At 71.8% G+C, this 12807-nt stretch carries 11 protein-coding genes; 5 read left to right on the top strand and 6 right to left on the bottom strand.

Going from position 1 to position 12807, the window contains the following annotated elements:
• Positions 1–5 precede the first annotated feature (5 nt).
• Both PFX98_RS03925 and PFX98_RS03920 read right to left on the bottom strand, forming a co-directional pair.
• A complete protein-coding gene (locus PFX98_RS03925) occupies positions 6–752 on the bottom strand; it encodes an AraC family transcriptional regulator (protein ID WP_285233874.1) in 747 nt (248 codons plus the stop codon).
• Positions 753–762: 10 nt separating this feature from the next.
• Positions 763–1812, bottom strand: coding sequence for a proline racemase family protein (locus PFX98_RS03920; RefSeq protein WP_285233873.1), 1050 nt, complete (start codon positions 1810–1812; stop codon positions 763–765).
• A gap of 149 nt (positions 1813–1961) precedes the next feature.
• Here PFX98_RS03920 and PFX98_RS03915 point away from each other — a divergent pair, with 149 nt between their 5' ends.
• The 4 genes from PFX98_RS03915 to PFX98_RS03900 are packed head-to-tail and all read left to right on the top strand — an operon-like array spanning position 1962 to position 8620.
• On the top strand, positions 1962–4046 hold the full coding sequence (locus tag PFX98_RS03915) for a TonB-dependent receptor plug domain-containing protein (RefSeq protein ID WP_285233872.1): 2085 nt from the start codon (positions 1962–1964) through the stop codon (positions 4044–4046).
• Positions 4047–4097: 51 nt separating this feature from the next.
• Positions 4098–5894, top strand: a complete 1797-nt coding sequence (locus tag PFX98_RS03910; RefSeq protein ID WP_285233871.1) for a carboxyl transferase domain-containing protein — start codon at positions 4098–4100, stop codon at positions 5892–5894.
• Positions 5895–5939: 45 nt separating this feature from the next.
• Complete coding sequence (locus PFX98_RS03905; protein ID WP_285233870.1) at positions 5940–7616, top strand: magnesium transporter CorA family protein; 1677 nt, start codon at positions 5940–5942, stop codon at positions 7614–7616.
• Between the two features lie 29 nt (positions 7617–7645).
• Positions 7646–8620, top strand: coding sequence for a transglycosylase SLT domain-containing protein (locus PFX98_RS03900; RefSeq protein WP_285233869.1), 975 nt, complete (start codon positions 7646–7648; stop codon positions 8618–8620).
• An 8-nt stretch (positions 8621–8628) separates the two neighbouring features.
• On the opposite strand, the gene PFX98_RS03895 is transcribed toward PFX98_RS03900, so the two are convergent.
• Positions 8629–9234, bottom strand: coding sequence for a YdeI/OmpD-associated family protein (locus PFX98_RS03895; protein ID WP_285233868.1), 606 nt, complete (start codon positions 9232–9234; stop codon positions 8629–8631).
• A gap of 38 nt (positions 9235–9272) precedes the next feature.
• Between PFX98_RS03895 and PFX98_RS03890 the strand changes: the two genes are divergently transcribed.
• Positions 9273–10376 carry a calcium:cation antiporter gene (locus PFX98_RS03890; protein WP_285233867.1) on the top strand — a complete coding sequence of 368 codons (1104 nt, stop codon included), beginning with the start codon at positions 9273–9275 and terminating at the stop codon, positions 10374–10376.
• On the opposite strand, the gene PFX98_RS03885 is transcribed toward PFX98_RS03890, so the two are convergent.
• From PFX98_RS03885 to PFX98_RS03875, 3 genes are all read right to left on the bottom strand, one after another.
• Positions 10373–11011, bottom strand: coding sequence for a class I SAM-dependent methyltransferase (locus PFX98_RS03885; protein ID WP_285233866.1), 639 nt, complete (start codon positions 11009–11011; stop codon positions 10373–10375). The two genes, PFX98_RS03890 and PFX98_RS03885, sit on opposite strands and share 4 nt — an antisense overlap.
• A 71-nt stretch (positions 11012–11082) precedes the next feature.
• Positions 11083–11901 (bottom strand): transporter substrate-binding domain-containing protein, encoded by an 819-nt coding sequence (locus PFX98_RS03880; RefSeq protein ID WP_285233865.1) that lies wholly within the window; start codon positions 11899–11901, stop codon positions 11083–11085.
• Positions 11902–11916: 15 nt separating this feature from the next.
• Positions 11917–12738, bottom strand: a complete 822-nt coding sequence (locus tag PFX98_RS03875) for a class I SAM-dependent methyltransferase (protein WP_285233864.1) — start codon at positions 12736–12738, stop codon at positions 11917–11919.
• Positions 12739–12807 lie beyond the last annotated feature (69 nt).

Below are 12807 nucleotides of genomic sequence, written 5' to 3'. Positions count from 1 at the left end.
CGCGCTCAGGCGCCGGGCGCCACCCCGCGCTGCAGTGCCCGGTACTGCGAGGGCGTCATGCCGGTGGTGGCCTTGAACTGGCGCGCGAAGGCGCTGTGGTCGCTGTAGCCGCAGCTGGCTGCCACCGCGGCCACGCTGAGCCCGGGCGCCTCGAGCAGCAGGCGGCGCGCCTCGTCCAGGCGCGCCTGCAGGAGCATCTCGCGCGGGCTGAGGTGGAAGATGCGCTGGAACAGGCGCTCCACCCGGTCCAGCGAGAGCCCGGCCCGGCGCGCCAGCTCGCCCAGGTTGACGGCCTGGTCGTAATGGGCGCGGATATGCGCGGCCAGCTCGGCGATCTGGGCGTAGACGGGATGGCCCTGGTCGGGCAGGCCCAGGTCGCGCGAGATGCCGGCCACGCCCAGCACGGCGCCCGCGTCGCACAGCGGCAGCTTGTGGGTCAGGCACCAGCCGGCGCCGCCATCGGCATAGAGGTGCAGCTCGAGCTGGCGCGGCATGGCGGCGCCGCTGGCGATCACCGCATGGTCCTGGCGCGCGAAGGCCTCGCCCATCGCACCGGGGAAGACCTCGCGCGGCGTGCGGCCCAGCAAGGCCTGCTTGCTGCGCAGCGCGCTGCGGCGCACCAGGGTCTGGTTCACCGAGAGATAGCGGCCATCGCGGTCCTTGACGAAGAACACCACGTCGGGCAGCGGGTCGAACAAGGCCTCGACCAGGCTCAGCTCGCAGCTGCGCAGGGCCTGTTGCAGCGCCAGCATGGCCAGGGCCTCAGCGCAGCAGGAAGCCGGCGCCCTGCGGGTCGTCGGGGTCCAGATAGAAGCGGTGCCGGCCGGTGTAATGGGCGCTGCCGCCCACCTCGGGCCGCACCGCCGCATGCGGGCCGAAGGTCTCGGTGGCGGCCACGCGCACCGTCATCAGGCTGCCCAGGATGCTCTCGATGCAGAGCGTCTCGCCCAGCGCCAGCTCGCCGCGCGCATGGTGCAGGGCGGCGCGTGCCGACACCCCCGAGCCGGTGGGCGAGCGGTCCACCTCGCCGTCGGCAAAGATGCAGACATTGCGGCTGTGGTGGGCCGGGTGCTGCGCCGGGCCGGTGAAGATGGTGCCGTAGAGAAAGCCCAGCTCGGGCTCGAAGGGGTGCTGTATCGGCAGCGCCGCCATCACCGCCTGCTTGATGCGGCGGCCGGCGTCGATCAGCCGGCTCTGCTGCTCCGGCAGCAGCTGCAGGCCCAGCGGTGCCGCCTCCACCAGCGCGTAGAAGGCGCCGCCATAGGCGATGTCGAAGCGCACCACGCCCAGGCCCTCGACCTCGACGCGCTGCCCGGCCAGATAGACGAAGGAGGGCACGTTGACGAAGCGGATCTGCTGCGCCAGGCCGTCCACCAGGCGGGCGCTCGCCTCGACGCGGCCCGCCGGCACCTGGAAGCTGATGTGGTGCAGGCCCTGCGCATCTGGCGCGCCGCGGTGCAGGCCGGTCTCCAGCACCAGCTTGGTGAGCGCAATGATGGCGTGGCCGCACATGGTGCTGTAGCCCTCGTTGTGCAGGAAGAACACGTCGAAGTCGGCGCTCTGCGAGCGCGTCAGCACCGCGCCGTACATATCGGCATGGCCGCGCGGCTCCCACATCAGGGCGCGGCGCAGATGGTCGAGCTCGTGGCTGAAATAGCGGCGCTTGTCCAGCACGCCGGCGCCCGGCAGCTCGGGCAGGCCGGCGGTGATCACGCGCAGCGGCTCGCCGCCGGTGTGCATGTCCAGCGTCTGCAACTGCTGCCAATGCGCGGGCGGCTCATGGTGCCAGTCGGAAAACAGCGGCGTACTCATGGCGGGCGGGCCTCGTCGAAGGTTGTTTCGAATCGAAGTATATGATTAATATATGAGTGCTCATGCTGGGGTCGACCCAGGGGCATGGCAGGGATGGCACGGCGGCCCGCTTGGCTTAGGATGGCGCATCAACGATGCCGGGAGGGCCGATGCGGCGAAATCATGGCCTTGCGCTGCTGGCCCTGTGGGTGGCCTCCGCGCAGGCGCAGCAGCGGGATGAGGATCTGGCGCTGGCCTATGACGAGGCCGCCACCATCAGCATCGCCACCGGCAGCAGCCAGCCGCTGCGCCGCGCGCCTGCGGTGGCCAGCGTCATCACCGCGGCCGATATCACGGCCATGGGAGCCACCAACCTCGACCAGGTGCTTGAGTCGGTGCCGGGCGTGCATGTCTCGGTCAACGCGATCAACTATGCGTCGATCTATGCCGTGCGCGGCATCTTCAGTGCCATCTCCACCAACCCGCATGTGCTGCTGCTGCTGGACGGCGTGCCGATGAAGGGGGCCTACAGCGGCGACAAGGGCACGCAATGGTCGGGCCTGCCGCTGGAGCATGTGGCGCGCATCGAGGTGATACGCGGCCCCGGCTCGGCGCTCTATGGTGCGGACGCCTTCGCGGGCGTGATCAATGTGGTGACCAAGAGCGCGGCCGACATCAAGGGCAGCGCGGCCGGTGTGCGCCTGGGCGCCTTCGGCAGCCGTGAGGCCTGGTTGCAGCATGGCGGCAGCGTCGGCCCGCTGCAACTGGTGGCCTATGTCTATGGCGGGCGCAGCGACGGCCAGCGTGAACTCATCACCGCCGATGCCGCGACCCGGCTGGACAAACTCTTCGGCACCCATGCGAGCCGTGCCCCCGGGCCCGTCAACACCTTCCACCGCGACCTCGACCTGGGCCTGAAGCTGAACTGGGGCGACTGGCATCTCAACGGCAGCCAGCAATGGCGGCCGCGCATGGCTACCGGCGCTGGCGTGAACTCGGCCCTGGACCCTGACAGCTATACCAGTTCGCGCCGCAGCATCCTCGAGCTGGGTTGGGCCAGCACCAGTCCGGACCGCGACTGGCAACTGGGCGCCAGCCTCAGCCATACCCGCTACACCGAGGAGTCGCCGGTGGGCCTGATGCTGTTTCCGCCCGGCACGCGCATCGGCCCCAATCTGTTCCCTGACGGCATGATCGGCGGTCCCTGGCGCTGGGACCGCCAGACCCGCCTCTCGGCCCATGCCGGCTATACGGGCTGGCAAGGCCATGTGCTGCGCGTCGGGCTGGGCCATGAAGACATCAATCTGTTTGCCTCGCGCACCTACAAGAACTTTCTCCTGAGCCCCACCGGCGTGCCCATCCCGACCGGCCCGGTGATCGAGTACAGCGCGATCCAGCCGCACATCCCGCCCTCGCGGCGGCGCAATCTGTTCGTCTTCGTGCAGGACGAATGGCAGCTGGCGCCCGACTGGGCGCTGACCCTGGGCCTGCGGGATGACCGCTACTCGGACCTCGGCAGCACCGTCAACCCGCGCCTCGCGCTGGTCTGGGATGCCGCCTACAACCTCACCGTCAAGCTGCTGCACGGCCAGGCCTTCCGCGCCGCCGGCTTCAACGAGCAGTACACCGTCAATCCGGTGGCCACCGGCAATCCGCAGCTCAAGCCCGAGCGTATCGCCACGCATGAGCTGGCGCTGGAATGGCAGGCCCACAGCACGCTTCAGCTCAAGCTCAACGTCTACCGCTTCGATATGCGCGACCAGGTGCGTGTGGTGCCCAATCCGGCGCCGGCCACCGGGGCCAGCTACCAGAACCAGGGCCGCCTGCGCGGCCAGGGCCTGGAGATGGAAGCGCATTGGCAGGCCTTGCGGCAGCTGCAGCTGACGGCGCAGCTCTCCCTGCAGCACACCCTCGACGTGGCCACGGGCACCGACGCCGGCTATGCCCCGCACCACCATCTGTTCGTGCGCGCCGACTGGCGCCTGATGGGCGAGGCGCTGCTGGGGGCCCAGTTCAATGCGGTGGGCGGCCGCGCGCGCGCCGCCGGCGATGCGCGGCCGCCGGTGGCCGATTACCGCACCCTGGATCTGCAGCTGCGCCACGGCGGCGAGCAGCGCGGCCCGGGCTGGGCGCTGGCCCTGCGCAATGCCTTCGACGCCAAGCCGCGCGAGCCCAGCCAGTCAGCCATCAATCTCCCCGGCGACCTGCCGCTGGCCGGGCGCTCCTGGTATGTCGAGGGCAGCTACCGCTTCTGACGCTGTCATCTGCGCGGCAGCGCGCCGCGCCGGCCCGGGCTAGATTGCGCCATGTCCAAACAAACGCTTGAGGCGCCCATGACGGCGCAAGTGCTGGCCTGCCTGGCCGCGGCCGGCCAGGCCCTCGCCAAGGGCCAGCCCCTGCTGGTGCTGGAGGCCATGAAGATGGAGCACGAGCTGCCGGCCCCGGCGGATCTGGAGCTGCTGGAATGGCTGGTGGCCGCGGGCGACTGGGTGCGCGAGGGCGAGCCGCTGCTGCGTTGGCGCGCGCAGGCGCAGCCGGCCGCCGCTGACACCGCTGAAGCCACTGAAACCGCTGGCGTCGGCGCGCCCGCGATGGCCGGCCCGCGCGCCGACCTGCAGGCCTGGCGCGAGCGCGAGGCCTTGCTGGCCGACGCCGCCCGCCCCGAGGCCATCGCGCGCCGCCATGCCCAGGGCCTGCGCAGCGCGCGCGAGAACCTGGCGGCGCTGTGCGACCCCGGCAGCCTGCGCGAATACGGCGGCCTGGCCTTCGCGGCCCAGACCGCGCGCCGCCCGGTGCACGAGCTGCGCGCCCAGACCCCGGCCGACGGCATCGTCACCGGCCTGGCCGAGGTGCAGGGCCGGCCCCTGGTGGTGCTGGCCTACGACGCCACCGTGCTGGCCGGCACCCAGGGCCTGCGCAACCATCAGAAGACAGACCGCATGCTGCAGATCGCCGCCGAGCGCCGCCTGCCGGTGGTGCTGTTCGCCGAGGGCGGCGGCGGCCGGCCCGGCGATACCGACATGCCCGTCGTCGCCGGCCTGCATGTGCCCACCTTCGCCAGCTTCGCGCGCCTGGCCGGCCAGGTGCCGCTGATCGGCATCGCGGCCGCGCGCTGCTTTGCCGGCAATGCGGCGCTGCTGGCCTGCTGCGATCTGCTGCTGGCCACACGCAGTGCCAATATCGGCCTGGGCGGCCCGGCCATGATCGAGGGCGGCGGCCTGGGCCGCTACGCGCCCGAGCAGGTGGGCCCGGCGCCGCAGCTGGCCGCGGCCGGCGCGCTGGACCTGCTGGTGGCCGACGAGGCCGAGGCGGCCGCGTGCGCGCGCCAGCTGCTGGGTTGGCTGCAGGGCCGGGCGCTGCCGGCGCAGGCGGCTCAGGTGGGTGAGGCCGCCGACCAGCTGACGCTGCGCGCGGCGGTGCCGGAGAACCGCGTGCGCGGCTATGCCATCCGGCCCATTCTCGAGACCCTGTTCGACCGCGCCAGCCTGATCGAGCTGGGCGCCGGCCATGGCGCCAGCGTGCGCACCGCCGCGGCCCGGCTGGACGGGCGGCCGGTGGGCGTGATCGCCAGCGACTGCAGCCAGCTCGGCGGCGCGGTGGATGGCGCGGCCGCGCGCAAGCTGGCGCGCTTTCTGCGCCTGTGCCAGCGCCAGGGCCTGCCCCTCGTGGCGTTGATCGATTGCCCCGGCTTCATGGTGGGCCCGGAGGCCGAGGCCAGCGGCCAGCTGCGCGATGTGGGCGAGCTGTTCCAGGCCGCCGCGGCGCTCGACGTGCCCCTGGTCTCGGTGGTGCTGCGGCGCGCCTATGGCCTGGGCGCGATGGCCCTGGCCGGCGGCAGCCTGCACCGGCCGCTGGCCAGCCTGGCCTGGCCCAGCGCCGAGTTCGGCGCCATGGGCCTGGAGGGCGCGGTGCGGCTGGGCTACCGCAAGGAGCTGCAGGCCCTGCCCGAGGGGGCCGAGCGCGAGGCCTTGTTCGAGCGCCTGCTGGCCCAGCAGGTGGAGCGTGGCCGCGCCCTGCACATGGCCGAGATGCTGGAGATCGATGCGGTGATCGACCCGGCCGAGACGCGCGCCTGGCTGAGCCAGCTGCTCGGCAAGACCTGACACCGGGGGCTTGACCGCGGCCGTGGCGGGCGCATCATCGCCGCCATGAGCCCAGCCGCCGTGCATGTCCAGCGCCTGCATCAGATCCTGCTCTGGCCGCTGCGCCTGATGCCGGTGGGCGACAGCCCGGGCGCGCCGCGCCGGCCCTGGGAGCTGCTGCACGGCCCCGGCCACGATTGCCCCTGGCGCGAGGTGCAGGACGAATACACCGGCGAGCCCGGCGCCTTCCACGAGCGCCATTACCAGGAGTTCGTGACCTTTCTGCCCTATGTGCAGCGCGTGCTCTACGGCGAGGGCCGCTCCGGCCAGGGCGCCGGCGATGCGCTCGGCGAGTCGGGCATGAAGGTGTTCCGGCGCCACGACATCCGCGCGCTGCGCGCCTGGCTGCGGCCCGAGGACGCGCCGCTGCGCCTGGAGCTGGTGCATGTGGATCTCTACTTCTTCTTCGACGTGGACGTGGTGATGCTCAATGTCGAGCTGGCCGCCACCGATCTGCCGCTGCAGCAGGTGCAGGAGCTGCTCTACCGCCTGGGCCGCGCCTACCCCTCGGGCTGGGACGCGCAGGGCCAGCCCCTGCATTGCCTGGCCGCTGCCGAATGGCTGGGCGAGGGCGACGTGGTGCTGGCGCGCTCGGACACGCGCGAGCGCGAGCGCTTCATCTCGCATGTGCAGGCGCACCGCGCGCCGCGCATCGCCGCGCACTGGGACTTCGTGCTGCGCCCGCTGGTGAGCGAGCATGGCGAGGCGTCCGGACAGGCCGGGCAGGCCGGGCATGAGGGGCTGCTGCGCTACCGCCAGATCGAGTACTACCGCATGCCGGTGATGGCCTATCTGGCGCTGGACGATCCCGGCGCGTTGAGCCGCAGCGATTTCGTGCGCCTGGGCCTGGTGGCGGGGGCGGGCGAGGGCGGCCTGCCCTATGGCGAGCAGCACCTGCAGGACTTCGAGCAGCGCTATTGCTACGACCGCTTCTGGGCCGCCGGCGGTGCCGCGCCACACACGCGTTATCTGTGTTGCGGCCATGCCCTGGTGGTGCTGGGCCGCGCCGATGCCGCCTTCTACGCCTGCCGCGACCGCGGCGTGCTGGCGCAGTTCCGCCACCAGCATTTCCTGATCTTTCTGCTGGCGCATTTCCAGAAGGCGGCGCTGCTGATGTTCTCCGACCGGCTGGTGGAGGCGCTGCGCCGCCTGAACGTGCAAGACCCCGACAATGTGCGCCGCTTCAAGCGCGCCATCCGCAGCTGCTTCGAGGGCTTTCTGCGCTTCACGCACCGCTACTGGTTCCACGAGGTGGCCGAGCAGGCGCAGGCGCGCGCGCTGTTCCGGCTCTGTGCCCGCCATCTGGAGACCGACGCGCTGTACACCGAGGTGAAGGAGCGCATCGGCGACATGAGCGCCTACCTAGAGACCGACAGCATCCGCCGCCAGGCCAACACGGTGGTGCGGCTCACGGTGGTGACGATCTTCGGCCTGGTGGGCACCATCACCACCGGCTTTCTGGGCATGAACCTGCTTGCCGAGGCGGATGCGCCGCTGCTCGAGCGTCTGGGCTGGTTCATGCTGACCCTGGGGGTGACGATCGCGCTCACCGTCTACACCATGGTCAAGTCCAAGCGGCTCTCTGATTTCCTGGATGCGCTCTCGGACGAGCGCCTGAGCCTCAGGCACAAGCTGCTGGCGTTTGCCGCGGTGTGGCGGCGCGGCTCCGATCAGGGGCTGTGAACACGAGGCGCCCGCTACACTGCCGCGCGATGCGCTTCGCCCCCGTTCTGCTTGCCCTGCTGATGGGCAGCGCCTGTGCCCAGATGCCCGGCCTGAGCCTGGAGAACCTGCCGCGCCCCAGCACCCCGCCGCCCGAGCGCGGGCCGGTGGTGCCGGCCCAGGTGGAGCGCTGGCGCCAGGAGGGCGAGGCGCTGGAGCATGGCGACGGCGTGCCGCGCGACCCGGTGGCCGCGGCCCAGCTCTACTGCCGCGCGGCCCGCTATGGCGACCCGGTGGCGCAGTACAACCTGGCCTGGATGCTGGTGCATGCGCGCGGCATCGCGCGCGACGATGCCCAGGCCGCACACCTCTTCAACGCCGCGGCCGAGCAGGGGCTGGAGCAGGCCAAGAACATGGCGGCATCGATGGGCGAGCCGCGCGGCGCGCCGCCCGAATGCCTGCGCCCGCCCGACACCGATCCGCAGCCCATCGTCGTGGCCGCGCCCAAGGGCGGCAAGCCCGGCGCCTGGGCGCTGCCGCCACCGCCGCCGCCGCCCAAGAACGCGCCCGAGACCATCGTCAACTTCGTCAAGCTGGTGGCGCCCGACTACAAGCTGGCGCCGCACCTGGTGCTGGCGGTGATGGCCACCGAGTCCAACTTCGATCCGCTCGCCGCCTCGCCCAAGGGGGCGCAGGGCCTGATGCAGCTGATCCCGGACACGGCGGCGCGCTTCAAGGTCGGCCGCATCACCGACCCGGTGCAGAACATCCGCGGCGGCATGGCCTATCTGCGCTGGCTGCTGGCCTATTTCGAGGGCGACCTGACGCTGGCGCTGGCGGCCTACAACGCCGGCGAGCGCGCGGTGGAGCGCTACCGCGGCGTGCCGCCCTATGCCGAGACGCGGCTCTATGTGCGCCGCATCATCGCCTCCATCAACGGCCAGCGCTCGCACCCCTACGACGCCTCGGTGACGCCGCCCTCGCCGGTGCTGGACCTGTGGCGCCCGCCGCCAAGACGGCCCTGAAAGCGGCCCTAGCAGTTCTCGTATTTCCAGTTGCGCCGCTTGCCCTCGGCCAGCCATTGCAGCGTCTGGGCCAGGCGCCTGGCGCGTGTCTCCGGCCGCTTGGCCTCGCCGATCCAGTCCACATACTCGCGCTGATGGCTGGGCGCCAGGGTGCTGAAGAAGGCCCGGGCGCCGGCATCGCCGGCCAGCGCGGCGGCCAGCTCCGCCGGCAGTTCGGGGGCCGGCTTCTTCGCGGCCGGGCGGGCCGCGCGCGCCGGCTTCACGCCGCCCTCGATGAGCGCGCGGGCGCGCGCCACCATCGCCGCCAGCTCGGTGCGCGGGGGCAGGTCTTGCGCGCCGGTGACGCGCCCCAGCTGGCCCATCGCCTCGCCGCTCTTGCCCTGCTGCGCCACCGCCTCGCCATGCCAGAAGCCGAAGCTGCAATGCGCCTTGAAGGCCGCCATATTGGCGAGGATCTTGCCGCGGTGCACGAAATGCGGCATGCCCCATTTGATGGTCTCCTCGACCTCGGGGCAGCCCTGGTGCACGAGGGCGCGCCAGTCGGCCAGCAGGGGCTGGGCGAAGGCCGCGGCCCGCTCGATATAGGCGTCGATGCGCGGATCGGTATGTGGCATGGCGGCTGCGATCCTAGCCGCAAGCTATGCTCGCCGCCATGCCCAAGCCCTCGCTTCTTTCCCGCTTGCCGGCCGCGCTGCCGCTCTGGACCCTGGCCGCTCCCTTGACCGCCGCCCTGGCCCTGGCCGGGCTGGGCACGGCCACGCTGGGCACGGCCCTGCTGGCGCTGGTGGCCGCGCTGCTGATCGCCGCCGTGCTGGCCGCGGTGCACCATGCCGAGGTGGTGGCGCACCGCGTCGGCGAGCCCTATGGCTCGCTGGTGCTGGCGGTGGCGGTGACCGTCATCGAGGTGGCGCTGATCGTCTCGCTGATGCTGGCCGGCGGCCCCGCGGCCAGCGGCCTGGCGCGCGACACCGTGTTCTCGGCCATCATGATCGTCTGCAACGGCGTGCTGGGCCTGTGCATCCTGGCCGGCGGCTGGCGCTACCGCGAACTGGCGTTCCGGGTGCAGGGCACCAGCCCGACGCTGGCGGTGCTGGCCGCGCTGGCCACCCTGACCCTGGTGCTGCCCACCTTCACCACCAGCAGCGCCGGGCCCACCTTCTCGCGCGCACAGCTGATGTTCGCGGGCGTGGTCTCGCTGGTGCTGTACGGCGCCTTCGTGTTCGTGCAGACGGTGCGCCACCGCGACTACTTCCTGCCCGAGAGCGGCGCCGACGCCGAGGCCCATGCCGAGCCGCCCAGCAGCGCGGTGGCCTGGCTCAGCCTGGGCCTGCTGCTGCTGTGCCTGGTGGGGGTGGTGGGCCTGGCCAAGCTGCTGGCACCCAGCATCGAGGCGCTGGTGCACGCGGCCGGCGCACCCACCTCGCTGGTGGGCGTGATCGTGGCGATGCTGGTGCTGCTGCCCGAGACGGTGGCGGCGGTGCGTGCGGCCCTGCACAACCGGCTGCAGACCAGCATCAACCTGGCGCTGGGCTCGGGCCTGGCCAGCATCGGCCTGACCATCCCGGCCGTGGCGGTGCTCTCGCTGTTCCTGCCCCAGCCCCTGCAGCTGGGGCTGACGCCCACCAATATGGTGCTGCTGGCGCTGAGCTTCGTGGTGGGCACGCTGACCCTGGGCGGCGGCCGCGCCACCGTGCTGCAGGGCGCCGTGCACCTGGTGGTGTTCGCGGTGTTCCTGTTCCTGGCGATCGTGCCCTAGGCTTGGCCCTGCAGCAGGTAGATGCTGTCCAGCCAGCGCTTCTCGACGCGGTGGCTGGCGAGCCTTGCCGCCAGCAGCCGCCAGGGCTGGCCCAGACTGGTGAGATAGCCGGGCGCGCGGATCGAGTAGAGCGCCGCGCCCAGCACGAACAGATTGCTGATGGCCAGCCAGGGCGGCGCCCAGCTGAGCCCCACCGCCACCACGCGCGCGCCCGGCCGCAGATGGCCGCAGACGCGCGCCAGCGCCGCCTCCTGCTGCTGGATGTCGTGGGTGAAGAAGAACAGCGCGGCATCGGCCTGGCGCGGCAGGCGCGCCTGTGCCACCGCGCAGCCCTGCAGCCGCACATTGCGCCAATGCCCCGCCTTCACGCGTGCCTGAGCCTGCGCCAGCATGGCCGGGCTTTGCTCCACGCCCAGCACCAGGCCGCGCGCGCCCACGCCGGCGCGCAGCGCCGGCAGGCTCAGGCCGGTGCCGCAACCCAGGTCCAGCACGGTCTCGCCGGGCTGCAGCCGCAGGGCCTGCACCGCCTCCTGGCGCAGCGCGCCGAAGGCGGCCAGTTCCAGGTCGTAACGGCCCGCGCGGCGTTCGTACAGCTCCAGCGCGGCCTGGCGGGCATCTGCTTGCGGATCTGGCATGGCGGGGGCCTCCCGGTGGCATTGAAGCATGCAGGGCGGCACGGTGTCTGCGCCAACTCAAACAAGCCGGCTCAGGGTTTCGGGCGCGCGCGCAGCTTGAAGAGGCGCTGCGTCAGCGCCGGGCCGAGGTAGCGCGTGTAGATCTGCTCCACCTGGCCTTCGCCCACGAGCTGCTGCAGATGATGCTGCAGCAGCTGCTGGTCGGCCTCGCCGACGGTCTGGCGGTTCAGGTAGAGACCGATGGGCACCGGCTCGGCCTCGGGCAGGTCCACCACATAGCTGCCCGCCTGCATCTGGCCCTCGGCAAACAGCTTGGCGTGGATGGCCGAGGGCACGATGGCGGCCTGGATGCGGCCGGCGTTCAGGCGCGTGGCGAGGTTCTCGAAGTCGGCGGCCCATTCCACCCGCTTGGCCAGCTGCAGGGCGGCGGCCCAGGCCTCCAGCTCGGCGCCCATGAAGATGCCGCGCACCAGGCCCAGCGTCGGGCCCTCCAGGGCCATGAAGTCCGCCGCCGAGCGGATCTGCTGGCGCAGGCCGGCGCCCACCACCAGGTCCAGCTCGGTATAGGCATAGGGCAGGTATTGGCCGATCTGGTCGCGCTCGGGCGTGGGCTGCGAGGAGGTGACGATGTCGAGCGCGCCGCGGCCGAACTCCAGCATCACGCGCGCCCGCGGGCGCGCTTCCAGCACGAGGCGGCAGCCGCTGCGCACCTCCAGCGCCTGCACCAGATCGGGCACCACGCCGCGCCATTGCTTGTCGTGCAGGAAGGCGCTGTAGCCCAGCGCCGAGACGCCCACCGTGTAGGCCTTGGCGCAGCCCGCCTGCGCACCGGCGGCGGCCAGGCTCAGCGCAATCAATGCGGCGGCGCTGCGAAGCGGCATGGCATGCATGGCCGCATCTTAGACTCAGGGCTTGGCGAACTTCAGCGTCATGCGGTCGCTCTCGCCGATCGCCTCATAACGCGCTCGCTCCTGGTCCTTGTTGGCATAGGTGGGCGGCAGGGCCCAGACGCCGTTCGGGTGATCGGCCTTGTCCTTGGGGTTGGCGTTGATCTCCGAGCTGGCCAGCAGCTTGAAGCCGGCGCTCTCGGCCATGCGCACCACCCAGGCCTGGTGCAGATAACCGCTGCTGGCCTTGGCATCCTGCACGCGATCGGCCGGCAGGCGGTGGTCCACCAGGCCCAGCACGCCGCCTGGCTTGAGCGCGTCGAAGGCGCTCTTGAAGACCGCCTGCGTCTGCGCCTCGCCCAGCGCGGCCCAGTTGTGGGCATTGCGGAAGGTCAGCACCAGATCGGCGCTGCCGGGCTTGGCGTATTGCAGCTTGCCGGCCTCGGCGTCGAACACCCCGACCTGGACTTTGTCGTATACCGAGGGCAGGGCGGCCAGCTTTTGCTGCAGGCGCGCGGCGTTGCGTTGCGAGTAGGCACTGCTGGAGGCGGGGTCGTCAGCGCCCAGGATCAGCTGGCCGCGCTCGCGCAGATAGGGGGCCAGGATCTCGGTGTACCAGCCGCCGCCCGGCGTGAGCTCGACCACCGTCTGCGTGGGCTTGAGGCCGAAGAAGCTGAGGGTCTCGTAGGGATGGCGCCAGCCGTCGCGGGCCACGTTGGCGGGCGTGCGGTGCGGCGCCGCAATGGCGGCCTTCAATGCAGCGTCCTGGGCCTCGTCCGCATGGGCGGGGGCGGCGGCCAGCAGCGCTGAGGTGAGCAGGGGCAGGATCCAGTGTTTCATGGCGGACGCTCGGTGGCAGTTGAAGCGCCGCAGTATGGCGCAGCGCTGATGACCCTGCCCAAAGCCATG

The organism is Paucibacter sediminis (assembly GCF_030254645.1).
Taxonomy (GTDB): Bacteria; Pseudomonadota; Gammaproteobacteria; order Burkholderiales; family Burkholderiaceae_C; genus Paucibacter_B; species Paucibacter_B sediminis.
This window is presented reverse-complemented; position numbering and strand designations above follow the sequence as displayed.

Excerpts from the sequence above, each read along its gene's own strand:
- PFX98_RS03880 (WP_285233865.1), bottom strand. The coding sequence starts at position 11,901 with ATGCATGCCATGCCGCTTCGCAGCGCCGCCGCATTGATTGCGCTGAGC.
- PFX98_RS03915 (WP_285233872.1), top strand. The coding sequence starts at position 1,962 with ATGCGGCGAAATCATGGCCTTGCGCTGCTGGCCCTGTGGGTGGCCTCC.
- PFX98_RS03890 (WP_285233867.1), top strand. The coding sequence starts at position 9,273 with ATGCCCAAGCCCTCGCTTCTTTCCCGCTTGCCGGCCGCGCTGCCGCTC.
- PFX98_RS03900 (WP_285233869.1), top strand. The coding sequence starts at position 7,646 with ATGCGCTTCGCCCCCGTTCTGCTTGCCCTGCTGATGGGCAGCGCCTGT.
- PFX98_RS03885 (WP_285233866.1), bottom strand. The coding sequence starts at position 11,011 with ATGCCAGATCCGCAAGCAGATGCCCGCCAGGCCGCGCTGGAGCTGTAC.
- PFX98_RS03920 (WP_285233873.1), bottom strand. The coding sequence starts at position 1,812 with ATGAGTACGCCGCTGTTTTCCGACTGGCACCATGAGCCGCCCGCGCAT.
- PFX98_RS03905 (WP_285233870.1), top strand. The coding sequence starts at position 5,940 with ATGAGCCCAGCCGCCGTGCATGTCCAGCGCCTGCATCAGATCCTGCTC.
- PFX98_RS03875 (WP_285233864.1), bottom strand. The coding sequence starts at position 12,738 with ATGAAACACTGGATCCTGCCCCTGCTCACCTCAGCGCTGCTGGCCGCC.
- PFX98_RS03895 (WP_285233868.1), bottom strand. The coding sequence starts at position 9,234 with ATGCCACATACCGATCCGCGCATCGACGCCTATATCGAGCGGGCCGCG.
- PFX98_RS03925 (WP_285233874.1), bottom strand. The coding sequence starts at position 752 with ATGCTGGCGCTGCAACAGGCCCTGCGCAGCTGCGAGCTGAGCCTGGTC.
- PFX98_RS03910 (WP_285233871.1), top strand. The coding sequence starts at position 4,098 with ATGTCCAAACAAACGCTTGAGGCGCCCATGACGGCGCAAGTGCTGGCC.